Here is a 23,324-nt window from a genome sequence, read left to right as displayed (position 1 = left end):
AGCTAGCATTCGTGCAGGTATGAAAACTAATGCCTTTTGTTGGGTGACCTATCCGTGAATGTTATGGGGTTGTGGCGACAAGCGTTTCTCTAGGTCGAGCCTTACCTCTTCCAGGAACTCCAGTGCAAGCCGTGAGGGGGGGCGAAAGGCGGGCAGTACAGCGCTGTAATGAAAAGGAATTTCTGGTGTGAAGGGTCGTGATACAAGACCACGGCGGCTATAGCAGTCGGCAGTTACCGGGTCGATGAGTGATACGCCGGCACCCGACAGTACCAGTTCACAGGCCACGCTGGAGAGCTGCGTTTCGATACGCATGCGGCGCTTGATGCCGGAGTCACGAAAGACCTCATCAATGATCGGGCGCACGTCCTGTGCCTGGCCCAGCGACACGAAGGACTCCGCTTCGAGATCCTGGATAGTAACTGTCTCCTTCCGGGCCAGACGATGGCCAGGAAGCATTACTAGGCGCAGCGTTCCGCAAGCGATTGGCTCGATGGTCACCGATGGGTCCTCCAGCCTCATTCCGATCAGCCCGGCATCACACTGCTGGGTGGCGACCCACTCGAGAACACGTTGTGAGCTGTGTGCCTGCAGCGAAATGGTGACGCCGGGATGACGCACCGAGAATTTCTCAACCACCGAGGGCAATGCACCCAAGGCCAACGCCGGCATGCAGCTCAGCAACAGCCGGCCGGTACGGAACTCTCTGATCTCCCGCGCGGTGTCGGTGATCTTGTCCAGCCCGACGAAGGCGCGGTCGACATCCTCAAAGAGGGCCTGGGCCTCGGGGGTGGGTATGAGCCGCCCCTTATGGCGCTTGAAGAGCGCGAAGCCGACGTAATACTCGAGATCCGAAATCAGTCGGCTGACGGCAGGTTGCGAGACATGTAGCGTTTGGGCGGCACGCGTCACGGTCTTGTGGATCATGACAGCACGAAACGCTTCGATCTGGCGAAGGTTAATCATTTGTGACCCGTCTGGTCGACTGAAGTAACCCGTGCCAAGCACCGGCGGAAGGTGGCGATGAAGTCCTGGGTGAGCCGTGAGAGTGGTTGGTCGCGGGGCGTCAGGAGCGCGAATTCTTCCCCCAGATTGGGTTCGAATGGGCGTAGCGTGAGTGAGCCTCCACCGAAGGCCTTTGCGCTGATGGGGTCGAGAATGGCAATGCCTAGCCCTTGGGTAACCATGCGTGTGGCTTGAAGCGCCAGCGATACCTCGAGGTGCCGACGTGGCTGCACATCTTGCTCCTTCAGTAGCCTATCGAGCTCCATGCGTAGCGGGTCCTGCGGTTCGAAGCAGATCAAGCTCTGGTCATGCAGATCCGTCAGGCAGATACGTTCGCATGCCGCCAGGGGGTGGCAGTTGGGCAGTACGCAGAGGCTGTCGAGGCGGAAACGGGTAGTGTCCACGCGCTCATCGTTTTCGGCAACGATAGCGAATCCCAGGTCGCTGCGTTGGGTGATGATCTCCTCGATCACCTGGGCGGAACGAAAGGTGACTAGCTCAATGCGTGCATCCGGATGGGCCGGAGCAAATTCTGCCAGCACGTCAGGCAGGAAGGTCATGCCCAGCAACGGCATGGCACTGATTCTCAATCCACCCACTTCCCTTTCGCGAATGCGCCTTGCGGTATCGCGTAGCTGATCGAGGCCGCCCCATACCCGCAACACTTCCCGATAGAAGAGACGTGCTTCGGGCGTCGGCACCAGGCGACCGCGTACCCGTTCGAACAGGGGGAAGCCGACATCGTGCTCGAGCTGCCTGAGCAACCGGGTAACGCCGGGCTGCGCAACTAGCATCCGCCTGGCGGCGCCGGAAACCGTGCCGCAATCCATGACGTGCTTGAAGGCAAGCACCTGCTTGTCGCGAAGATGGGGTGTGGACATAACGTTTACGCATCGATCGGATGATCATTGGTATTGGATCGTATACCTGTTGCGTCGTTATCGTCGAGGCAAGCCCATCAAGAAGCGAATGGCATGCAGCGGGATTTCCTGATCATCGGTGGAGGCGTCGTCGGCATGGCAGTGGCCTATGGGCTGCTGCGCGCCGGGCAGCGCGTGACGCTCCTCGATGGGAGTGACGATGCCCTGCGGGCCTCGCGTGGCAACGCTGGCTTGACTTGGGTACAGGGCAAGGGCACCGGAATGCCTCGCTATGCCGAGCTTAGCTTTGACGCAAGCCTGGCCTGGCCAGCTTTTGCCCGGGAGTTGAGGGAGCGCACCGGCATCGACCTCGAATATGAATGCCGGGGGGGCGTCGACCTCTGCTTCGACGCGGATGAGGCCAAGGCGCGAAAGCGCGACTATGCCCTTGTTCAGCAAGCCTCCCCCTATCTTGCTCGTCGCTTTCAGTGGGAGTATCTAGACCGCCATGCCTTGGCGCCGTTTCTGCCTGGGCTTGGGGAAAGGGTGCATGGCGGAACCTGGTCCCCCCACGATGGCCACTGCAATCCTCTCTACCTGTTGCGTGCACTCTTCACGGCCACCCATCGACTTGGGCTCGACTACCGACCTGGCTCCGAAGTACAGCGGCTCGTCCCTCTCGCGAATGGCTTTCGCGCCGAGACGACCAAAGGTGCCTTCGAGGCTGAAAGAGTTGTTGTTGCCGCTGGCCTCGGCAGTGCATCGCTGGCGCCGATGGTCGGTCTCAGTGGAGCTGTTCGTCCAGTACGTGGCCAAGTCCTGATCACCGAGCGTATGCCAAGGCGGGAACTGCTCCCCACGCCACAGATTCGACAGACGGCAAGTGGCGGTTACCTGATCGGCGACACCCAGGAAGAAGTTGGATGTGATAGGGGCGTGACGAACGATGTGATGCTGCGTCTGGCCGAGCGCGCGGTGCGTATCTTCCCTTTTCTCGCCCAAGCCCAGGTGGTGCGCGCCTGGGGGGCGCTACGCGTCATGACGACCGATGGCAACCCGCTTTACGAAGCCGCGCAGGTGTGTCCTGGGGCGTATGGGGTCAGTAGCCATAGCGGTATCAGCTTGGCGGCCCTTCATGCCGGCCCCTTGGCCGACTCGATCCTGAACGACCGGCTCGGCGAGGAGTTCGGTGAGTTTTCCAGGCGAGATTATCTCGCTCCTCCCTAAAACAACGCGACCCCAAACACGCACGCTCACAAACACAATAACCAGCGAGGACAATATTATGAGAATTCAGACATCTACCGCCTTGTTTCTATCCGCTGCGCTGCTCGGGGGCATAGCGAACGCCGATGAAAGGCCGCTGCGTATCGGTGTAGATGTTCCCTACGAGCCGTATCAGTACAAATTGCCTGACGGCACCATGGCCGGCTTCGAGGTCGAGCTCGTCAACCACGCTTGCGAGCGCATGCAGCGTGAGTGTGAATGGGTTGAACAGCCTTGGGATGGCATCATCCCGGGGCTGCAGGCACGCAAATACGATTTCATCGCCTCGGCAATGAACATTACCGAGGAGCGGTCGCGCCAGGTCCTTTTCTCCGAACCTTATTACCAGGTGCCATCGGTTTGGGTAGGCAAGGCCGGGGCCGAGCATGATTTGGAGGGCACGCTCGAGAGTAAGGCCATCGGCGTGCAACAGGGGACCATACAGGATGAATACGTGACCCAGTTCTATCCCCAGGCCGAGATCAAGCGCTATGGCGATTCGGGTTCGGTGGTTGTCGACATGCATGCCGGACGCCTCGATCTGGTCTTCACCGCATTTCCCCTGGCTCAGGAAACCATGCTCAGTGATGATCGTTTTGCCCGTCAGGGGGAGCTGGTGACCGGTCCTGAGTCGATCTATGGGCCCGGCATCGGTGCCGCATTCCGCCAGCGCGACACGGACTTGGTGGAGGCATTCAACAGCGCCATGGCCGAGCTCAAGGAAGACGGCACCTTCGATGCTCTCTACTCAAGCTATTTTGCAGATTGAATACTGCATGTGCAGCCACCACCCTAGGGTGGCGGCGCTTTTGTCACGTAGCCGTAATCGAGCAGTGGGTCGAACAGGGTGTCGGCGATGGCCATGGAGGCAACGCCGGCCAAGACGTCCATCCGGCCAGGCGGAATCATACTCCAGTGACTGGGCGTTGTTCATGGGCTTTCTGAGGTGCGCTTTTGCCATTGCTCCTCTTCGCTGTTAGCGTGGGCCATTAAAAGAACCAATAACAGGAGCGAAAATATGGATTCAGCCGTCAACACCATCGTGGGGCAGGCCCTGGTCATGCAGCAGGCCCAGGCCGCGCAGCAGGTGCAGCTCGAAGTCTACAAGGAAGCGCTGGACATGCAGAAGGATCAGGTTGCCGCGCTGATGGCCTCGGCTTCGCTGCAGCCGCAGTTGGCCAATGACGGGATGGTGGGCACCCAGATCAACACTTACGCCTGACCTCCTCCCTCAATTCCTGAGCGCCCACTTAATCGCCTCTTCGGCATGAATGGCCGTGGTGTCGTAGAACGGCACCGCGGTGTGGCTCTGCTGCACCAGCAGGGCGATTTCGGTACAGCCGAGGATTATTGCCTCAGCTCCCGTTGCGTAACGAGGCGATGATCTTCAGGAGCGCTGGCGCGATCTCCTCGCGCACGAAGTAAGACACTAATACATGGGGCTACCTCGTTCGTTAATGGATGCGCCGCGTGGCTAATACCATTGTTCTTGCCTACTGCGGGCAGATTGCCGCCTTGCGCTCCGCCCTGCGCGTCGCCAACGCCTGTTCGGCGTCCTCCTTCAGCGGCAGCCGCGAGGCCCACAGGATGTCATCGCGGCAATGGCCCATGTCGTCGAGCTTGTGGTCGTCGTGGACCAGCAGCGGGAGGAAACGCCGGCGAAATTGCCGGCGGCGCCGATACTCCCACCATTTGGTCTCGAGCCAATGAATCAGCCCCAGCGGAGGCATGGCCGGCATGAAGAAGTCCGGTCGGGGCGGTGGAGTGGGGCGTTTGTCGTCCGCTGGGGTGGGCGGGCGTAGCGGTTCGTGCTGGCACATCAGGCATCTCCCGAGAATCAGGCGCGCAAACGGTCGCGCCCTCTTGTCCAAGAGCTTGGCCTGGCCTAATGGATCAATCCAACGAAAAGATCTACATTATCTATTAAGATAAATTGAAGAGTAGATCGATGAACCAGCCTGTCTTCTCGAATGCTGTCACGCCGCTGCTCGATACCGATGTGCTGCGCACCTTCGTTGCCATTGCCGAGTGCGGCAGTTTTACTCGGGCCGCTCGCCAGGTGTTCCGCACGCCCTCGGCGCTCAGCATGCAGATCAAACGATTGGAAGAAACGCTCGGCCAGGCGTTGTTCGTGCGTGAAGCCCGCCAAGTACGGCTTACCCCAGAAGGCGAGGTGCTGCTTGGTTATGGGCGGCGCCTGCTCAAGCTCAACGAGGAGGCGGTGGCACAGTTCCTGGCGCCCAGCGTAGCGGGGCGGTTGGGCTTCGGTACTACCGATGACGTGGGGACACGTATCCTGCCTGGCGTGCTGGCGCAGTTTGCCCGCTCCCACCCGGCGGTTCAGGTCGATGTGGTGGTGGGCAGCAGCCGAGAGATGCTCGCCCGCCTGGACGCTGGCGAGCTCGACCTGGTGTTGGTTACCGCCGGCAATCCGGGGCAGGAAGTACGCGGCGAGATCGTGCACAGCGAGCCGCTGGTATGGGCTGGGCGGGAGGGGGGCGTAGCCGCACAGCGTTCACCCTTGCCGGTGGCCCTGGCTCAGCAAGGCTGTGCCTGGCGGGGAATGGCTCTCGACGCGCTGGACCATGCCGGGATGAGCTATCGCATCGCTTATACCTGCGAGCATTGTGCCGGTCATGAGGCAGCCATGCTCGCCGACTTGGCGGTGGCGCCCTTTCCGCTGAGCCTGGTACGCCCACCGCTGCGGCGTATCGACTCGAGCCTGCTTCCACCGCTTGGTGACTACCAATTGGAGCTGGTCAAGCGGCCCGGTGCCAGCCAGGCCTGCGAGACGCTGGTAGGGCATGTGATGGAAGCCTTCCGCAAGTTCTGAGCCTGGCGCGCGATTTCCTTGGCCGCCTCGTAGACTTCGCCTTCCACCACCTCGTCTGGCCGACCGTCGCACCACCATGAGAACTGGCAGGGGGGCTGCTCGGAGCCCTGCTTCACGGCATCGCAAATGGTATTGGGGAAACGCTCGTCGGCGAGCCGGTTCATCACCACATTGGCCACCGACTCCATGTCGTGGCCCGGCACACCTTTCGCTTCCCAGTAGATGGAGCGTGCAAGACAAGTGAGCGGTTCTTCCAAGGGATCGCTGCCCTGCGGATCGACCGACTGTGCCTCCTGCTCATCGATCGGCTCTGCCGCTTCGGTGACCTCGATATCGGGAGCCATGACCTGCTCCAGCACTTCGGCCTTTCGCACCGCTTCCTCCACTTGGGAAGAAGCGCCAGCCGCTGCGACGGGTAGCGCGAGGGACAACCAGCCCACTAGCCAGAAAACGCGCATGTAATTGCCTGTGTTGTTCGAGTTATGCCCCGAAGGGGAGCTGCGCCGGCTTGGCGAAAACCGACCTATGCCACTGGCGCAGCCGAGACTAACACGCTCAAGGGCTCTTAGCCGGTAATCGAAAGCCGTCGACTAGAAAAGGCACGGCTCGCGCTCTCGCCTGGCTTGCCGGTCCGTTTAAGTGATTCCGCTTTTGATGAATGATGGTTGCGCTCATACCGTCGTGCTCATTTATATCCTGCCAGCTTTAATGCCATAAATTTTTCACCCCTTCGGCCCGTATGGTGGCGCCTTTTAGAAACCAATGCGGCAGGCAGCTTGGTAAGCAGACGGGTAGGTAGCGATCGGGAGAGAAGAAAATGGAAGGCAGCTTTCGGCCAGAAGCGGAGCCTGGCGAATATCCGCCTCGGCCGAAAGCAGCTTCGCGTTAGTCTCACTTGTCAGTCGTTGACGCATCTATGAGGCAGCGGTACTAGGCTGTTGGAACGGTTCCTCCATCGATGACAAATTCGGCCCCGGTGATGGATGCGGCGCGAGGCGAAGCCAGGAAGGCAATGAGATTGGCAACCTCGGACGGTGCGGAGGGGCGGCCAAGCGGAATACCTCCGATTGAATCCATGATTATCTGTTTACCCCCTTCGTAATCCGTACCCGCCTCCTTCGCCAGTCGCTCGGCCAGCGCCACGGATGATTCGGTTTCGACCCACCCCGGCGCAACCCGCACGACTCGAACACCTTTTGGCGAAACCTCTTTCGACAGACTTTTGCTGTAGGTCGAGAGCGCTGCTTTGGCAGCGGCGTAAGCCGTCGTTGCTTCAGGCAGGGGCAGCTTGCTCTGGATGGAGGTCACATGGATGATGACACCTTCGTTTCGCTCCAACATAGCCGGGAGCAAGGCCCGATCCAGACGCACGGCAGGGAACAGATTCAAGTTGAGTTCGCTCTGCCACTGCTTGTCGCTCAGCGCAGCGAACCCGCCGCCGGGGGCCGACGAACCACCCAACACATGCACGATTATGTCCAACGTGCCTAGGAGACGTTTTGCCTCGGTCGCCAGGGTGTCACAACCTTCTTGGGTCGAGAGATCCGCCGTAACGAATACCCCCTCCGTCATGTCGACGGTCGTCTGCCGGGCAGAGGTAACCACCTTCGCTCCCTGAGCAAGGAACAGGTCGACTACGGCTCGTCCGACACCTTTAGTACCACCGGTAACCAATACTCGCTTGTTCGCCAGTTCGAGATCCATCATGGTGCAATCTCCAGCGAGCGTATCAAATCATGCTCAATCAAGAACACGTGGTCCAGCTCAACTGGACTACCTGGGAAGTTACCCACCACACGCGCCTTGACGTTTAACTTGCCGTTTTCTTGCGACGTGTTCAGAGGCTCGACACGGTAGGTAAATGCTTGCTTAGCCTTCCGTTGCCAGATTTCGATGGCGTCGATCCCCTGGTGTGTCTGGTTCTCGTCGATCACCGTGGCATCTATACAAAAACAGTCCACAACACACGAGTTGTCGCCGCCATTGCTGATTCTAAAGTACGTTTCGACGACTTCAGGTAGTTGAAGGTTCATCTCCGGATCTCCTGTCTGAGGGTGGCTGGGTTAAACATGCAACCTTGCAGATAAGATAAGTGCGGCCGATAATTGTCTCAATCGGTACAGAGGTTGATAAAGTATCCCGTAAAACAGGATAATTGAATGCCAGAACATCGCCTTGGTCTCAATGAGTTCGGAGCAGCAATGGCCGTGGCACGCAGGGCCTCGTTTCGACAGGCAGCTATCGAACTCGGCGTTTCAACCACCGCTTTGAGTAATACCATTGCCAAACTGGAAACAAATCTCGGCACGCGGCTTTTCAATCGCACGACACGCAGCGTGTCTCTGACCGAAGCAGGCAGAATGTTCGTGGACCGGGTAGGCCCGGCCTTGCAGGAGTTACGCGGTGCACTCGAAGCGGTGCGATCCCACAGCGCCGGACCTTCGGGCGTGTTGCGTATCAATACTTTTGCCAGCGCCGCCCGCGAAGCGCTTCTGCCGCTGGTATTGGAGTTTCTGAAACGTCATCCGCTGGTACATATCGAACTCGTTACTGAAGGTCGCCTGGTAGACATTGTCGCTGAGGGGTTCGATCTCGGTGTACGGTCAGCGAACCTTGTCCCTAGTGACATGATCGGGATTTCACTCGGACGGCCGCAGCGCTATGCAGTAGTCGGTTCGCCTGCATATTTGGACAAGCACGGTCGGCCTACCACGCCTGCTGATCTATTCCAGTGCCATTGCATACGTATCCGCCTACCCAATGGCGCTATCTATCCATGGCAATTTGAACGTAATGGAGAGGTGATCAGGATCGATGTCAACGGCCAACTCACGCTTGATGAGACCAGCCTGGCAAAAGCGGCTGTGCAGGAGGGGGTGGGGCTCGGCTTTTTTATGGAGCGCGACGTGCTGCGAGAGATCGAGACCGGACAGTTCGAACAAGTACTGAAAGAATGGACACCTCCCAAAGATCCGCTCTGCCTTTACTATCCGAACCGACGCAACCCTTCTGCCGCGCTCAAGGCCTTCACCGATTTGGCTCGCTCCCACCTCGGAGAGTCAAACAGAGCTGCTTCAATCCCCGCGAACCAAAGCCCGTAATAGGGACGGCGAATGCTGGCAACACACCCACTCGCAGGCTCGGCAGAAGCCCGCCTTATTAGAGATCTGTGGTTACCCCTACTACAGTCAGTAACGACGCCAGATACTGTCGTGCTGTTGTGAAGTACATCGGCAGATGCTCAGCAACGGTCGCAGCCGCTCGTGGCGACTCAAGGAGGCTTTCTCAACTAACGAGTTATTTCTTACCGAGCGAGAATGTCAGATTCTTCGGCACATAGTCAGGATGCGAGCAACAAAGAAACAGCACTAGTTAGAAGGCACGTATAGATAAGGCTGTTACCGGCCAGAAGCGGACGGCGAATATCACTTCTGCATCATGCAATGAGTCCTTAACTCCAAACTCTCTAGGATTCCATTCCCATCATCATCTTGTAGTGGCCATGATTATCAGTGTACTTAAAAATCTTTTCGAATACATCGATATACTTCTCTGCGGAATCCCCTGGAGCCTGCACGTATAGGTCATCAGGGATAGTATGCGAGCCATCATTGATCCAGCTAATCAATGATCGACATATTTGCTGATCCTCCAGAGTTTCAAACCTCTCAACAAGGCCATCATCAGTGTACTTCCCCAAAATCTTGAAGTAATTTCAACAATTCGGCGCATTGTATTTTGCAAGGTAATTCCAGAGTTATGCTGCCATTCTTTTATTTCACGCCACAACAATTCATAGGAAGATTCAATCGGATTTTCTTGCCCATAAGGCTTAATGGAAGTGATATTTCGACTTTTTCTCAGCATCCAGAAATGAGTATCTCGGCAACCATTTGATCGACTACCTTGAAAAGATGCTTCTTTATGGAAATACACATTATGCGTCAGTAATATAAGTTGTTTTATATTGCCTGCAGAATCCTCTTTTATATCTCTAACCAGACTTTTTACAATGGTGCTGACCATATAGAGTACATTGCTATCTAAGCTGGAAATAGGATCGTCGATCACCAAATACCGGTCATCTGTCACGGAGTCTTGATCAAGAGCCCCCTTGGCAAGCTGAACAAAGTAAAGGAAGTTATAAAAGTAACTTCACCTTCGCTGAGAGTCTCATGAGCGTGCTCGCCGTTTTCTCGCTTAATCGAATAATGATTTTCAAGAGTAAGTGAGCGCACGATTTCGAAATTAGTAAAACCGTATGACCGAAGTGTTCGATTTATTTCATCGACAGCTGGTTGTACGCTAGTGACATTCTTACTGAGTCCTACAATCTCATTTTCGAGTGTGCGAACAGACTGCGTCCTAATCTCAATTTGGTTAGCGATGTTATCAATGCCCCGCTGCAAACCATCCCTCAAATTCTCATATTTTGTGATGGTATCACTGAGCTCTTCTACAAGGAATCGCCATATAGAATGTTTGAGGCTGGCAACCTCTTGATCATAATTTGCCACCAACTTATTATGCTCATTTATTATATGTTGGCATTTCCGATAAGTCTCAATAGAGCATCCAGTTCTGATCTGGTATCTGTTAATTCAATTATCTGCCCTGTTTTTTCTAGCTTTTCTTTGATCAGAATACTATTTTTTGAAATCTGGCTATGAAGAGCCTTTAAATGGGCTGAAAAATTATCAATATCCAGCTTGCGCTCTAAATTCGCTTTTTCTTATTCCTCTATCTGATAAAGAGAGGTTAAAAGCTTATTGCTAAGAGTTGAATATTTGTCCTTATGGGACTGAATCTTCTCTCTGTTATTCTCAAAGCTCTCATCGAAGTAATCTTCAATCTGGGCTCTAAAGTTATTATCAATTGTGCTTTGTTGGCAAAACGGACAGGTTTCGTCACCATCCAAATATTTCCTGCCTTGATTTACCCAGTCACTATTATTCAGTTTGGCAATCAAGCTTGCAATATCCACGTCAGCCTTCCCAACAATAATGTCCCCCCATATGCCATCCTTCTCAATGCTCGAAATATCTTCATAAATATCTATTGTTGGGATAACATCTATTCGATCGGGCTTTCTCCTCAACAAGGTATTCGCTTTATCTTTTAGCTCTTCTAATGAAAGCAAATCAGATGTATTGCTCGCCCTTTCTTTAAGTATTTTATCCTTGAATATCATCTTGGAACTAATTGATCCACGAAGAGCATCTTTGAAATCTCTCTCATACCGCTTATAAATCACCCAGCAGTCGCTTGTAAATTTTTCGCCATGCTCTTGAAGTTTGTTTCTTTGGTTGTTTAAAGCAATCTTCTGCTGATCTTGAGAGCCTTCAAGTCCTGAAAGCTCACTCCTTTTATATTGAATATTACCAAGATCTTCCTTAGTAGCTTTGCCTAAGGTGAAAACACCAGCAATATTTCCAGCGCTAAAGTTATTCTCGCGGAACTTTGTTATAAACCAAAGATTTTATTGGGCGGTCACCAAGCCAGCGTACTGAGCAATTCTCAAACCGTACATCACCGGAATTTGCTAGAAAGTTTGAAATTGTCGTCTTTCCACAGCCGTTAGCACCATAGAAAAAATTAACTTTTTTTAAATCAGATATCTCAACACCATCATCATCGTAGCTCGCAACACCTGAAATATTTATACTGCTTATCATGACTGCTCCACTCAAGAATTTGTTTTTATAAAGCACTTCCTTTAAGCGCTAATATTTTTAATGACCAAGTGCGATCTATGATTTTCTCGACCGAAATTGCCAGCATGTCTGTTTTGGGTCGTAAGGAGTCAATATGATCTTGCCCAGCAGCAGTGGACACCCCGTTAAGGCAGTACACTGAACGAGGTGACCCATGGCAAGGCAAGCAACGTCGATGAAGAAGACCCGTACCCGTTACTCCCAGGCCTACAAGGACGAGGCCCTGGCACTCGCTGACCGTGTTGGTGCCAGTGCCGCCGCGCGTGAGCTGGGTCTTCAGCCCAGCCAACTCTATCAATGGCGAGCCAAGGCTCAGCAGCAGCAGAGTGCCTCGGCTCGTGAGCACGCCTTGGCTGAAGAGAACGCGAGGCTCAAGCGACAGCTGGCTGAGAAGTCGGAAGAGCTTGAAATCGCAAAAAAAGCTGCGGTGTACTTCGCCAAGAGCCTGAAGTGAAGTACGCCTTCATTGAGCAGCATCGTCAGGCCTTCAGCATTCAACGGATGTGCGCGTTTCTCGGCGTCGCCCGCAGCGGCTACTACGCCTGGCGAAAGCGCGATGGCGCGCCGTCATCCAGGCGCCGTCAGCAGGCGGTTCTCGACCAGCGTGTGGCCGAGGCTTATCACCTTCGGAAGGGGCGCTCAGGCGCCCCCAGATTGGCGCTGGACCTACGTGACGAGGGCCTGCCAGTAGACCGCAAGACCGTCGCCGCCAGCCTCCAGCGCCAAGGCCTACGTGCCAAGGCAGCCCGCAAGTTCAAGGCCACGACGAACTCTCAGCACACGCTGCCAGTGGCACCGAACTTGCTGGTGCAGGACTTCACCGCGACGGCGCCGAACCAGAAGTGGGTCGGCGACATTACGTACCTGGCAACCGGCGAGGGGTGGCTCTATCTGGCGGTATTGATCGACCTGTACTCACGCAAGGTGGTTGGCTGGGCGATGAGTGAGTGGATGACCGCCGACCTGGTCGGCGATGCCCTGACGATGGCCCTGTGGCGCCGTAAGATGCCCAAGGGGGTGGTCGTGCATAGTGACCGTGGCAGCCAATATTGCTCGACGTTGTACCAGTCACTGCTGACCCGGCACCATCTCCGGTGCAGCATGAGTGCCAAAGGCAACTGCTACGACAATGCCTGTGCCGAGAGCTTCTTCCACAGCCTCAAGGTGGAGGCGATCCATGGTGAGCGATACGAGACTCGGGATGCCATGCGGAGGCAAGTGTTCGAGTACATAGAGATGGATTACAACCGGCAACGCCGGCACAGTGCGATTGGGATGATCAGCCCGGAGGCCTTCGAGGCCCGAATGATCGCTTAGATCGGTGTCCACCAATGCTGGGTAAGATCAATATCCCCAAACTGGTCCACTACATCCCACCAGATCCATTAGGTATGCGTGCTAAGGACGTCACATGGTGCTAATAGAACCTAGTAGTGAGGTGTTACCAGTATGGAGATAGGCTCCCTCTATTTTTACAAAACGTAATCCATGTGTATCGAGAAAGCGACAGCAATAAGCTAGGAATGACTTAATGCTTGATGATTACGTCTTGGCTTACGCGGTAGGTGGGGAATGGCTTACGACCTTGGTGCAAGCGTGGCCTTCGGTGCTGGAGTGGCACACCGCGACTGTTGCCAGCGGCGATGTGCTTAGGTTGAGTCGTTGCGAAAAAGCGGGACGCTCTCGTCGGCGGTAAAGCATTGATATCCGGATAGAGGTAATTCGCAAGCGCCCCGGGTTAGGTGTTCTTCCTTTTCGGGCCCCACTGCCATGGGTCTATCCGGCCTTCATACATCGGCAGCTCAAGCATCGGGTCGTCATCCCGACACTGGGACCACATCCGATTCAAGCCGGCGGTACCGAAGGTGCGCACACGCTCCACTTCATCCAGGTTCAGCACGTCGGTAAGAATGCCCGAGGTCGCCCCGGGCATGCGCGTGCGCACGTGGCCTTCGGGGTCGACGATCAGGCTCTGGCCCTCGCCGGTGGGTGTGGCCGCGTTGGCGCTCACCATGAAGACTTGATTGAAAATGGCGTTGGCCTGCACCAGCACCTGCTCCTGGGCGCGGTCGCAGGTCGAGGTGGCGGCCTGGTTGATGATCACTTCCGCTCCCATCCAGGCCAGTTGCCGTACCACTTCGGGAAACCAGATGTCGTAGCAGATCGCCAGGCCCAGCCGGCCCACGCCGGGAATATCGAACACCTCGAAGCGATTGCCTGGCCGAAACGGTTCATAGGGGCGCCAGGGGAAGCACTTGCGGTAGGCGGCCACGCGCTCGCCTTCGGGTGAGTAGACCGGGGCGGTGTTGTACAGGCGGCCATCCCCGCCGCGTTCGCAGACCGTGCCCGGCATCAGCCAGATACCCAGGTTGCGGGCGATGCGTGACAGGTGCCGGTCGCGGGGGCCGTCGATCGGCTCGGCGGCAGCCTCGAGTTGCGCAGTGCGCTGCTCCGGTGTGCCGTTGGCCCCGCAGAGATAAAACTCCGGGTAGATCACCATTCGGGATTGCTCGAACCCGGCGGCGAAGTCGCTCAGGTGAACCGCCAGTTCGGTTTCGAAGGCACGCAGCTCGGCATCCGTGCCGGGCTCTCGAGAGGCTTCCTGAACGACCAGGATGGGCAAGTATCTGGGCATGGTGTCTCCGTTACAGGCTGGCTTTTGCCGGGGCTGGCGCTGGCTCAGGCTCCGATTCGTCGAAGTCCACTTCCGGCGGGTCGCGGCGGAAGAAACGGGTCAGGTAGATCAGCTGTGCCAACCCGATCGCAAGCCAGATCGAACCCAGTATCACGGCGTTGATATCGAGCTTGCTCATCAGCCAGAGGTTGATCAGGGCACCGATCAGTGGCGCCACCATGCCCCTGAGTACACCATAACGGCGTCTGGCGTCGGCGTCCTTGTTGACCAGGAAGATGACCGGGAGGTTGACCATGGTGAAGGCGATGAATACCCCGAAGTTGATGAACGAGGCGGCGGACAGCACATCCAGAAACAGGGCGATGATGCCGATGGCGCCGGTCAGCACGATACTGAAGACAGGCGTGCGGAAATGCGGATGCAGCGCCCCGAACAGCTTGCGCGGCAGTACCGCATCGCGGCCCATGGCGAACAGCAGGCGCGAGGCACTGGCCTGGGCGGCGATGCCGGAGGTGAACTGCGCCAGTATCATGCCGGCCAGGAAGATGGCGCCGAACAGGTCCGCACCGATCATCCTGGCGATCTCGAAGGCGGCGGAATCGGCGTCGATGAAATCGCTGCCCGGGTGTGCCAGTTGGGTGGTGTAGCCCACCAGCACGTAGATACCGCCGCCGATCAGGGCGGTGAGCATGATCGCCTGGGGAATGTTGCGCTTAGGATCGATGGTCTCTTCGGTCAGCGTGGTATGACCTTGCGGGTGTGAATCGGTGACACACAGTAATCGCGACGAGCTTCTTGCCAATACCATCAAGGCTCTGGCAACGCCCGACTTTCCCCGCCGGTTATCGACGCTGGTAAGGGGGCTGGCTGCCTTCGATAACCTGATCGTCATCGCCTACCATGGCGAACAGCGCCCGGCGGTGCTCTACCGGGAGTACACCGATCCGGTGGTCTACCTGCCGATGGATGGTCAATACCTGGGAGGGGCCTATCTGCTCGATCCGTTCTACCGCGAACACCTCAAGGGCGGTGTCGTGGGTGTGCGCCGGCTGATGGAAGTGGCGCCGGACCACTTCCGTCGAACGCATTACTACAACAACTATTACAAGCAGACCACGCTGCTCGATGAGGTGGCGGTGTTTGCCAGCCTCGGCGATGACATGATGCTGACGGCCTGCTTGGGCAGGGACCGCTCCAGCGGCAAGCCTTTCGGCAAGCGCGAGATCCAGGTGCTGCGTCACAACGAGGGAGTGCTGAGTGCCCTGATGCAAGCCCATTGGCGGCACTATCGTCCCGAGAGCGATACCCAGACCGCACTGGCGCCACTGGGAGAGCGTCTGCGCGGGGCCCTGGAGCAGGAGCATGGCATCAAGCTGAGTCCGCGACAGGCGGAAGTCGCGCTGTACCTCCTGCGCGGCCACTCATCCCTGTCCATCAGCTTGCACTTGGCAGTCAGCCTGCAGACGGTGAAGGTCTTTCGCCGTCAGCTCTATGCCAAGTGCAATATCTCCTCCCAGGCGGAGCTGTTTGCGCTGCTCATGCCGCTATTCGCACGCTTGACTGAGCATGGCTAAGTCGCCTGGTGTCCGTTATTGGCCTGCTTTCTCTCAAGGTTCAGTCAATAATGCAGGCTATCGTTCCAGTATTAAGGACTTCCCATGAGCGGCACTCTCTATCGTCTTGCGGCCTTCACCGATGACCCGAACGGCGGCAACCCCGCCGGGGTGTGGCTGGGCGAAGCGCTGCCCGAGCCGGCGGAGATGCAGCGTATCGCCGTCGAGGTGGGCTATTCCGAAACCGCCTTCATTGTCCCGACCGAGGGCGAGCGGCGCACGGTGCGCTACTACAGCCCCGAGGCGGAGGTGAGCTTTTGCGGCCACGCCACGGTGGCCGGCGGCGTGCAGATGGGTCGGCTGAGTGGTGCGGGCAGCTATCTGCTGGATACGGCAGTGGGTGAGGTGATGGTCACCGTCAAGCAGGTGGAAGGGGAGTGGCAGGCCTCGCTGGTGTCGATCTCGCCGCAGTTTCGCCCCGCCGAGCCCGAGCTGGTGGAAGAAGCCCTTGCACTGCTTGGTTGGCTGGACGAGGAACTCGATCTCGAAATTCCGCCCGCGCGGGCCTACGCCGGTGCCTGGCATCTGGTGTTGACATGCAAGACGAAGGCGCGCCTTGAGCGGCTAGAGTATGACTTCGAACGGCTCAAGGCGTTGATGCTGCGCGAGGGGCTGACCACACTGCAACTGGTGTGGCGCGAGGCTGAAAACCGCTTCCACGCCCGCGATCCGTTCCCGGTGGGAGGCGTGGTGGAGGACCCCGCCACCGGTGCGGCGGCCGCGGCGCTGGGCGGCTATCTGCGCGATGCCGGCCTGCTCCAGGCGCCTGCGCAGCTGACGTTCCTGCAGGGCGAGGCGATGGGCCGGCCTAGTCGCCTGCAGGTGGACATTCCGCTTTCAGGCGGCATCGTGGTGACCGGGCAGGCGGTCTCGCTGGACGCTTGAGCTCGTTTACGCGGGCTGGTAGCTCCCCGCGTCAGCAGCGAAGCTGATCACCAGGCGATTCCAGGCGTTATTCCCCGCACAGATGCTGAGCTTACGCGGGGCGAACCTCGAAGACTCCTTCTACCTCGACGGCCAGGTCATACGGCAACGCGCTGACGCCCACCGCCAGGCGCGTGTGGCGCCCCTTGTCGCCGAACGCTTCGAGGAAAAGATCGGATGCCCCGTTCATGACCTGGGATTGTCCGTGAAAATCGGGCATAGAATTGACATAACCCGCCAGTCGGACTGTGCTGACCAGGCGCTTCAAATCGCCGTCGAGAGCGGCGTTGAGCTGGGCGATCAGATTCAGGCCGCACAAGCGGGCGGCTTGCTGACCCTGTTCGAGACCGTAGGCGTCGCCAAGCTTGCCGGGAAAGCGCCGCTCCCCGTTCCACTGGCATAGCTGACCGGTCACGAAAAGGAGGTTTCCCGTCAGGTGGTAGGGGACATAGCTGGCTCCCGGCATGCTCGGTGCCGGCAGCTCAATGCCCAGGGTTTTCATTCTGGCTTCGATAGTTTCAGACACTGCGCTCTCCAGTCATTTCTTGGTGTTGTTTTGGCCATCTTCCTTGAGGAGACGGCCCTGTTAATATTCGAGGGCCAGCCGCAGCCTGTCCTTGTGCTGAATGCCGTTCTCAAAGATTGGTTCGTCGTGGTAGGTAAGGAAATGACCCCTCTCCACGGCAACGACCCGAAATCCCGCGCGCAATGACTCATGGCCGCTCGGCACTCGTGCGCAGCAGGAGCATGCCCGCCACAACCAGCAGCAGGCCGGTCGCCCGGTTTTGCCAGGCCTGAAGGTGCGGCTTGCCGAGGCCGGGGAGAAACCGGTTAAGCAGGCTCACAAGCCCCAGCCAGAAGAGCACGCCGACGCCAATATCGATCACGCCGAGCAACAGAATCTGCGGGCCGGCGGGTAGTGTGTTGTCGATGAACTGCGGCAGTACGCTCATGAAGAACAGCGCGGCCTTGGGGTTGAGGACGTTAGTGAGCAGACCTGTCCGAAAGGCGTATCCCTTCCCGCCATTGGCTTGGTGCGTTTCAGGCGCGTCGGCGCAGGTCCTGCTGGGCCGATCACGCCCACCAAAACTGGACAGGAGGATTCTCCCGCCCAGCAAGATGAGGTAAGCGGCACCGGCGAGCTTGATGAGGGAAAAGATGGCCGTCGAATGGGCGGCAATGGCCGAGAGACCGAAAACCGCAACCAGCATGTGGAAGCATAGGCCGGTCTGAGCCCCAAGGGCCGCGGCATGGCCAAGGGCGCGCTGGCGAGCGGCAAAGCGGGTGACGATCAGAAAATCCGGCCCTGGCACCAGATAGGCCACCGTGACGACGACCAGGAAGCCGATCAGATCAAGATTCATGGCAGCCACCCGCTTCTTGCAGCCTCATCATGTGGTTGCTTTCTACTGGGTATAGGCCTGCCATGTAATCATCGGAAAGCCTTGTCAGTCTTGAAGCAATTCGCATCTATATTCCTCATCACAGGAATGCGAGAGCGTGTGATCAGCCGCCCAGCGACCGGTCCGTGCTTTCATCCCTATGAAGCTTGGTCATGGCGGTTGCGGCTGTCGGCGGGCGCCTGTTCGCGCTCGTGCATGCCGTAGTCGCGCAGCACCCCGGCCACGCGCAGGCGGTAATCTTCAAAGACCACGTCTCGGCCCTGGGCCTGAGCGGTGCGGTGGCGTTCGAGCCTGCACATAGAACTCGATGCCACGCTCGAGATCGTCCACGTCCAGGTTGACGAGAAAATTCATGCTGCCTCCTTGTTACTGCAAGACCAGCTCGACCCGACGGTTCTGCGCGCGGCCCGCTTCACTGGCATTGCTGGCGATCGGGGCAAGCGATGCCACGCCGCGGGCATCCAGCTGGACGGCGTCGATGCCGTCGAGAGCGCCCAGAGCTTCGACGACGGCATTGGCGCGCCGTTGCGAGAGCGCGAGGTTGTGGTCGAGGCTGCCCTGGTTGTCGGTATGGCCGACGATATAGACGGCGAGTTCCGGTGTGTTGCGCAAAAGCTCGGCCATCTGTTCGAGGGCTGCGGCCGACTCCGCCTCGACGGTGGCGCTGTCGGTGGCGAAGAAGATGCCATCGACGATCACGCTGCCGTCGGTATCGAGTGCCGCCTGCAGGGCGCCGGCATCCTTGACGCTGACCTGGCCGAGCTGCAGCGGTTCGCTCTCGACCACCAACTGGCGGACTAGTGTCCGGTTGTTCGACCTGTCCTCCATGATGTAGAGGAAGACATGGGCCGTGCCTTGTTCGTCGGCGCGTGTTGCCAGAAGCGCACGGGAGCTGTCGTTGAACGCGGCGCGGTCGAAGGCCGAGGGAAAGACCACCCCTTCGTTGAGCACGTAGCGGTTGAATCCCGCCCCGCACTGGGCGGCCCCGGCGCAGCTGAAGAGGAACTCGAAATCCCCTTCGGTCAGGGCGGCTTCATAGTTTCGGGCGACTTCCAGCGCGGTATGCTCGACGGGAAGTCGGTAGCCGATGCGGGTCACGCGACCCTCGAGCTCGAGTCGATTGTCGACGGCCCTGGCGTCCGCGATCGGTCCGCTGGGTAGCGTTGCGGCATCGTAGTTGGAGGCTTGATAGGCACTGATGGTGGCATCGCCGAAGCGGCCGAGCAGGGAGTGGTCGGCGGAGCCTTCGATATCGGCCAGTGCCAGTGCCATTGCCGCTGAGCCTGCGGCCAGTAGCACAAGGGCCACTCTGATGGAATGAGAAACCTTCATCTTCCCGCCTATATTGTTGTCATTGGAGCTGTGATCGATGTCCCGAAAGAAGCCACTATATACAGCATAAAGCTCGGCGAGATCGATAATTGGGGCTTGAGATGAGGAATCGGAACTAATTTACTAGTTTAGGTTAATTCTTTGTTTTGTCAGAGAATGGTATGTTTTGCATTCTAGGGGTGAAAAAAATAACCATAGAGTGAATGACTTCACTAATGAATGCCATGGAGCAAGAGCGCCTGTTCGCGCTACGTCAGCTCAATCTGCTGGATACGGCGCCCAGTGAAAGTTTCGATCGCATCACGCGGATGGCGAGCCAGCTGTTCGGGATGCCGATCGCCGCGGTGTCGCTCACCGACGAGAACCGCCAGTGGTTCAAGTCGAGAGTGGGGGTCGATCACTGGGAGATTCCCCGTGAAACGGCGCCCTGTGCCGATGTCTGCGACTCCTCGCAAATGCTGGTCATCCCCGATCTCCTCGCTTCGAACTGCTACCGCAACAGCTACCTGGCGAAATCGGGCATTCGTTTCTATGCCGGCGCACCGTTGATGACTCGGGAAGGTCATACTCTGGGCGCGATGTGCGTACTGGACACCCAGCCTCGGGAAGTGAGCGAACAGGAGCAGGCGACGCTGCGTGATCTCGCCGCCATGGTCATGGCGCAGATAGAGCTCCAGCATGCCTTCGGGCGCATCGACCCGCTGACCGGACTTCCCAATCGCAACCAGTTCGATGAGGACTTGCAGGACCTGGAGCGTGATGCTCCCGGGGAGAGCCGGGTCGCCATGTTTACCGAGATAATCGATGCCCGGGAGCTAAGCCTCCTGCAGCGCACCATGGGGCCCGGCTTCCTGGATGATCTGGCGCGAGTCGCGGCCCGTTGCCTGCAGCAGGCCATCGGTTCGCAGGGGCTCTACTATCTGGGAAGTTGTCAGTTCATTCACCTGGCCTCGCCAATCGATGGCGATGGACTGATGAAGGAGGCATTGCGCTTGCGCCAGGCGCTGCTGGATCTCGAAAGCGCCCGGGCGGTGTCGGTGCATGTGCGCCCGACGCTGGGGCTTGCGCCCTTCCGGCTTGGTGAGGCGTCAGCGGCCGACCTGCTGCGCAGCGCCTACGCCGCCTGCCTGGATGCTCGCCAGATCGAGCAAGGGGTGGGAATGTTCTCACCAGAGATGGATGCCCTCTTTCGGCGTCGATTCACCCTGCTGGGTGATATTGGCCGGGCGCTTGAGAGTGCCGAGGAGCTCCATCTGGTCTTCCAGCCGCGTGTCGCTCAGGCAAGTGGCGAGTGCCTGGGGGCGGAAGCCCTGCTGCGCTGGCGCCACCCCATCCTGGGCGAGGTCTCGCCGGGGGAATTCATTCCCCTGATCGAGAATACGCCGATGGCCAAGCCGCTGACGCAGTGGGTGATGCGACAGGCGATACGCCAAGCGGCCCATTGGTATCATCAGGGGCATGTGCTGCGTATCTCGATCAACGTCTCGGCGACCAACCTCGAGGAGGGGGATTTCGCCGAACGTTTTCTACAGGAGATGTCACACGCCCGCCTGCCGTGCGATGCAATAGAAATGGAGCTTACCGAAAGCGCGCTGATCGGGACGGGCAAGGCTGCTGCCGCCCAGCTCGACGCCCTGGTCGCGGCGGGACTGCGCATTGCCATCGACGACTTCGGTACCGGCTACAGCAGTCTCTCCTACCTGCATGAAATTCCCGCCCATACCGTGAAGATCGATCGTCGCTTCATTACCCACCTGGACCAGGAGGCGCGCACCGAGACGCTGGTCAAGGCAATGATCTCGATGGCCCATGACCTGGGCTACAGCGTGGTGGCCGAAGGGGTGGAGAACGAAGCCTCCTTGCGACGACTTGGCGAGCTCGGCTGCGACGAGATTCAGGGATATTTCATCTCCAGACCGCTGCTGCCCGAGGCCTTCGAGTCCTGGCTGAAGCGCTGAGCACAACGCCGTCCGCAACGTTCTCCTCAGGCGCATCAGGCGTGCTTCTCCTCGCTCTGCTTGCGCAGCCAGTCGATCTCCTCCGACCAGATGTCGGGGTCGATGGTCTCAAGGATCATCGGAATGCCATCGGTACGCGGATCGCGCATGAGGGTGGTGAACCCCTCCAGGCCGATATTGCCCTGCCCCAGGCTGTGGTGTCGATCGACGCGGCTGCCAAGCGTGCTCTTGGCATCGTTGAGATGCATGCCGCGCAGGTACTTCATGCCTACCACCGCATCGAGTTCGTCGAGCGTGGCGGTGCAGGCCTTGGCCGTACGCAGGTCGTATCCGGCAGCGAAGGCGTGGCAGGTATCGATGCACACCCCGACCCGCGACTTGTCCTCCACCTGCTCGATGATCTCGGCCAGATGCTCGAAGCGCCAGCCCAGGTTGGAACCCTGCCCGGCGGTGTTCTCGATCACTGCCGTCACGCCCCGTGTCCGGGCCAGCGCCTCGTTGATCGAGTCGGCGATGCGCTTGAGGCATTCGCTTTCGTCGATCTTGTTGAGATGGCTGCCCGGGTGGAAGTTGAGCAGGCTAAGACCCAGCTGCTCGCAGCGCTGGAGCTCATCGATAAAGGCGTCGCGGGACTTCTTGAGCCCTTCGGCCTCCGGATGCCCGAGATTGATCAGATAGCTGTCGTGGGGAAGGATCTGCTCGGAGGCGAACCCGTGCGTCTTGCATGCCTTCCTGAACGCCTCGATGGCATCATCGGTGAGCGGCTTGGCCTTCCATTGGCGCTGGTTCTTGGTGAATAGCGCGAAGGCGTTGGCGCCGATCTCGCAGGCGCGCAGCACCGCCTGGTCCGGGCCGCCCGCTGCACTGACATGGGCTCCGAGGTATTTCATGGGGCGTTTCCTTCCATCGCGTTATGGTCAGGCGATAACCATAGCACCAAGGGGACCCCCAATGCCTCACCGAGGCAGGGCCTCGTCGGCGAGCGCCTCGGGGGAGAGCATCGAGCAGTTCAGCGCACAACGTCGCCACGGCATTCCGGCCCAACGCTTCGGCACGGCCGACGAGTTCGGTGCCCTATGCGCCTTTCTTTGCAGCGTGCATGCCGGTTACCTGACGGGTCAGAACGTGCTGCTGGATGGGGGAAGCTATCCCGGGACGTTCTGAGTGCGAGCTAGCAGGCATCGTCAGGTTGAGGATGTTCGTCTTCTACCACTCCCTCAGCAGGGCGCGGATATTGTTGTTGAGCGGTAGCTTGATGTTGGCGGTGCCCAGCACCATGGCGTCGCCGGTGCGTACCACCCGAACGCTGATATAGACATGGGTTTCACCCTGGGCGTAGGTGCCCATCAGGATCGAGCGGGCATTGTGGGTCATGCTCAGGCGCTGCACTTCACGGGATAGAATCAGCTCGCCAATTGACTCCTCGAGATAGAGGCTGTTGCGCATCTTGACCTCCACCACCTGCATGCCCTGCCGAGACAGCGCCGAAGCGAACAGCTCCGAGGCCATGCGTCCAAGGGTCGAGGATTGGTTGAGGTTGTCGATACTGACGAAGGTTGCGGCGATCATCGGGTTGTAGCGGGCAAGTTCCGGCGAGGCGACGAACATGCGCTGTGCGGCTTCCTCGACCAGTACGGCCAGGTCGGTTTCCTCCTTCACCGGAGCCCGGCTCTGGGCGTTGCTGGCACAGCCGGCGAGCAGCAGCGCCACGATGAATACGGTGAACAGTAGCAGCAGACGCAGTATGGCGCGCATGTGCACGACATTGATGGACATGGCGA

General features: G+C 58.4%; 24 protein-coding genes and 3 pseudogenes. 10 read left to right on the top strand and 17 right to left on the bottom strand.

The features are described from left to right. Window positions 1-48 precede the first annotated feature (48 nt). Both HJD22_RS02510 and HJD22_RS02505 read right to left on the bottom strand, forming a co-directional pair. Entirely contained in the window at window positions 49-966 is a 918-nt protein-coding gene (locus tag HJD22_RS02510; RefSeq protein ID WP_208655601.1) for a LysR substrate-binding domain-containing protein, read from the bottom strand. After that, on the bottom strand, window positions 963-1,886 hold the full coding sequence (locus HJD22_RS02505; protein WP_208655600.1) for a LysR substrate-binding domain-containing protein: 924 nt from the start codon (window positions 1,884-1,886) through the stop codon (window positions 963-965). Before HJD22_RS02505 ends, HJD22_RS02510 begins: the two co-directional genes overlap by 4 nt. Before the next feature lie 93 nt (window positions 1,887-1,979). Between HJD22_RS02505 and HJD22_RS02500 the strand changes: the two genes are divergently transcribed. From HJD22_RS02500 to HJD22_RS02490, 3 genes are all read left to right on the top strand, one after another. Further along, complete coding sequence (locus HJD22_RS02500; protein WP_208655599.1) at window positions 1,980-3,092, top strand: FAD-binding oxidoreductase; 1,113 nt, start codon at window positions 1,980-1,982, stop codon at window positions 3,090-3,092. Window positions 3,093-3,150: 58 nt separating this feature from the next. Continuing rightward, entirely contained in the window at window positions 3,151-3,900 is a 750-nt protein-coding gene (locus HJD22_RS02495) for a transporter substrate-binding domain-containing protein (RefSeq protein WP_208655598.1), read from the top strand. 249 nt (window positions 3,901-4,149) lie between these two features. Continuing rightward, window positions 4,150-4,353 carry a putative motility protein gene (locus HJD22_RS02490; RefSeq protein WP_208655597.1) on the top strand — a complete coding sequence of 68 codons (204 nt, stop codon included), beginning with the start codon at window positions 4,150-4,152 and terminating at the stop codon, window positions 4,351-4,353. A 9-nt stretch (window positions 4,354-4,362) separates the two neighbouring features. Here the strand turns inward: HJD22_RS02490 and HJD22_RS02485 are convergent. Together HJD22_RS02485 and HJD22_RS02480 are read right to left on the bottom strand one after the other, a co-directional pair. Then, a pseudogene (locus HJD22_RS02485) lies at window positions 4,363-4,494 on the bottom strand (aspartate/glutamate racemase family protein); the annotation flags it as partial. A gap of 130 nt (window positions 4,495-4,624) precedes the next feature. Further along, a complete protein-coding gene (locus tag HJD22_RS02480; RefSeq protein ID WP_208655596.1) occupies window positions 4,625-4,951 on the bottom strand; it encodes a hypothetical protein in 327 nt (108 codons plus the stop codon). 128 nt (window positions 4,952-5,079) lie between these two features. Here HJD22_RS02480 and HJD22_RS02475 point away from each other — a divergent pair, with 128 nt between their 5' ends. After that, window positions 5,080-5,964, top strand: a complete 885-nt coding sequence (locus HJD22_RS02475) for a LysR family transcriptional regulator (protein ID WP_208655595.1) — start codon at window positions 5,080-5,082, stop codon at window positions 5,962-5,964. Here the strand turns inward: HJD22_RS02475 and HJD22_RS02470 are convergent. The 3 genes from HJD22_RS02470 to HJD22_RS02460 all read right to left on the bottom strand — a co-directional run bounded on the left by HJD22_RS02470 (window position 5,874) and on the right by HJD22_RS02460 (window position 7,997). After that, window positions 5,874-6,422, bottom strand: a complete 549-nt coding sequence (locus HJD22_RS02470; RefSeq protein ID WP_208655594.1) for a cell wall hydrolase — start codon at window positions 6,420-6,422, stop codon at window positions 5,874-5,876. The genes HJD22_RS02475 and HJD22_RS02470 overlap by 91 nt on opposite strands. Window positions 6,423-6,894: 472 nt before the next feature. Beyond that, on the bottom strand, window positions 6,895-7,671 hold the full coding sequence (locus tag HJD22_RS02465) for an SDR family oxidoreductase (RefSeq protein ID WP_208655593.1): 777 nt from the start codon (window positions 7,669-7,671) through the stop codon (window positions 6,895-6,897). Continuing rightward, a complete protein-coding gene (locus HJD22_RS02460; protein ID WP_208655592.1) occupies window positions 7,668-7,997 on the bottom strand; it encodes a nuclear transport factor 2 family protein in 330 nt (109 codons plus the stop codon). Before HJD22_RS02460 ends, HJD22_RS02465 begins: the two co-directional genes overlap by 4 nt. A 126-nt stretch (window positions 7,998-8,123) precedes the next feature. Here HJD22_RS02460 and HJD22_RS02455 point away from each other — a divergent pair, with 126 nt between their 5' ends. Then, window positions 8,124-9,065 carry a LysR family transcriptional regulator gene (locus HJD22_RS02455; protein WP_208655591.1) on the top strand — a complete coding sequence of 314 codons (942 nt, stop codon included), beginning with the start codon at window positions 8,124-8,126 and terminating at the stop codon, window positions 9,063-9,065. Window positions 9,066-9,430: 365 nt separating this feature from the next. Here the strand turns inward: HJD22_RS02455 and HJD22_RS18065 are convergent. Continuing rightward, window positions 9,431-10,481, bottom strand: a pseudogene (locus HJD22_RS18065) (AAA family ATPase). 215 nt (window positions 10,482-10,696) lie between these two features. Next, a pseudogene (locus tag HJD22_RS02440) lies at window positions 10,697-11,639 on the bottom strand (AAA family ATPase). Window positions 11,640-11,832: 193 nt separating this feature from the next. Here HJD22_RS02440 and HJD22_RS02430 point away from each other — a divergent pair. Then, window positions 11,833-12,995 (top strand): IS3 family transposase gene (locus HJD22_RS02430; protein ID WP_208655588.1). Its coding sequence is split into 2 segments (ribosomal slippage): window positions 11,833-12,103 and window positions 12,103-12,995, totalling 1,164 coding nucleotides; the frame shifts between segments, so codons are not numbered across the junction. Window positions 12,996-13,416: 421 nt separating this feature from the next. On the opposite strand, the gene HJD22_RS02425 is transcribed toward HJD22_RS02430, so the two are convergent. Both HJD22_RS02425 and HJD22_RS02420 read right to left on the bottom strand, forming a co-directional pair. Further along, window positions 13,417-14,313, bottom strand: a complete 897-nt coding sequence (locus HJD22_RS02425) for a carbon-nitrogen hydrolase family protein (RefSeq protein ID WP_208655587.1) — start codon at window positions 14,311-14,313, stop codon at window positions 13,417-13,419. 10 nt (window positions 14,314-14,323) lie between these two features. Further along, complete coding sequence (locus HJD22_RS02420) at window positions 14,324-15,121, bottom strand: APC family permease (RefSeq protein ID WP_248730066.1); 798 nt, start codon at window positions 15,119-15,121, stop codon at window positions 14,324-14,326. On the opposite strand from HJD22_RS02420, the gene HJD22_RS02415 reads away from it, so the two are divergent. Then, window positions 15,081-15,887, top strand: coding sequence for a LuxR family transcriptional regulator (locus tag HJD22_RS02415; RefSeq protein ID WP_208655586.1), 807 nt, complete (start codon window positions 15,081-15,083; stop codon window positions 15,885-15,887). The two genes, HJD22_RS02420 and HJD22_RS02415, sit on opposite strands and share 41 nt — an antisense overlap. Before the next feature lie 84 nt (window positions 15,888-15,971). Continuing rightward, window positions 15,972-16,811, top strand: a complete 840-nt coding sequence (locus HJD22_RS02410) for a PhzF family phenazine biosynthesis protein (protein ID WP_208655585.1) — start codon at window positions 15,972-15,974, stop codon at window positions 16,809-16,811. A gap of 91 nt (window positions 16,812-16,902) precedes the next feature. Here HJD22_RS02410 and HJD22_RS02405 read toward each other — a convergent pair whose 3' ends face one another. From HJD22_RS02405 to HJD22_RS02390, 4 genes are all read right to left on the bottom strand, one after another. After that, window positions 16,903-17,376, bottom strand: a complete 474-nt coding sequence (locus tag HJD22_RS02405; protein ID WP_208655584.1) for a RidA family protein — start codon at window positions 17,374-17,376, stop codon at window positions 16,903-16,905. 187 nt (window positions 17,377-17,563) lie between these two features. Then, window positions 17,564-18,214, bottom strand: coding sequence for a LysE family translocator (locus tag HJD22_RS02400; RefSeq protein ID WP_208655583.1), 651 nt, complete (start codon window positions 18,212-18,214; stop codon window positions 17,564-17,566). 176 nt (window positions 18,215-18,390) lie between these two features. Continuing rightward, window positions 18,391-18,567: a hypothetical protein gene (locus HJD22_RS02395; protein ID WP_217267805.1), complete on the bottom strand. Its 177-nt coding sequence runs from the start codon at window positions 18,565-18,567 to the stop codon at window positions 18,391-18,393. A 52-nt stretch (window positions 18,568-18,619) separates the two neighbouring features. Then, window positions 18,620-19,585, bottom strand: coding sequence for an OmpA family protein (locus tag HJD22_RS02390; RefSeq protein ID WP_208655582.1), 966 nt, complete (start codon window positions 19,583-19,585; stop codon window positions 18,620-18,622). Between the two features lie 203 nt (window positions 19,586-19,788). On the opposite strand from HJD22_RS02390, the gene HJD22_RS02385 reads away from it, so the two are divergent. Next, window positions 19,789-21,543: a sensor domain-containing phosphodiesterase gene (locus HJD22_RS02385; RefSeq protein WP_248730065.1), complete on the top strand. Its 1,755-nt coding sequence runs from the start codon at window positions 19,789-19,791 to the stop codon at window positions 21,541-21,543. A gap of 35 nt (window positions 21,544-21,578) precedes the next feature. Here HJD22_RS02385 and nfo read toward each other — a convergent pair whose 3' ends face one another. Further along, window positions 21,579-22,433, bottom strand: a complete 855-nt coding sequence (gene nfo, locus HJD22_RS02380) for a deoxyribonuclease IV (protein ID WP_208655581.1) — start codon at window positions 22,431-22,433, stop codon at window positions 21,579-21,581. A gap of 61 nt (window positions 22,434-22,494) precedes the next feature. Here nfo and HJD22_RS17750 point away from each other — a divergent pair, with 61 nt between their 5' ends. Then, window positions 22,495-22,707, top strand: a complete 213-nt coding sequence (locus HJD22_RS17750; RefSeq protein ID WP_248730064.1) for an SDR family oxidoreductase — start codon at window positions 22,495-22,497, stop codon at window positions 22,705-22,707. Between the two features lie 42 nt (window positions 22,708-22,749). On the opposite strand, the gene HJD22_RS02370 is transcribed toward HJD22_RS17750, so the two are convergent. Beyond that, window positions 22,750-23,319: a FlgO family outer membrane protein gene (locus tag HJD22_RS02370; protein ID WP_208655580.1), complete on the bottom strand. Its 570-nt coding sequence runs from the start codon at window positions 23,317-23,319 to the stop codon at window positions 22,750-22,752. Between the last annotated feature and the right edge of the window lie 5 nt (window positions 23,320-23,324).

Origin of the sequence: Halomonas sp. TA22, assembly GCF_013009075.1 — a bacterium.
In the GTDB taxonomy this organism is placed as follows: Bacteria; Pseudomonadota; Gammaproteobacteria; order Pseudomonadales; family Halomonadaceae; genus TA22.
The sequence above is the reverse complement of the archived record's forward strand: the minus strand, read 5'-3'. Positions and strand labels throughout refer to the sequence as shown.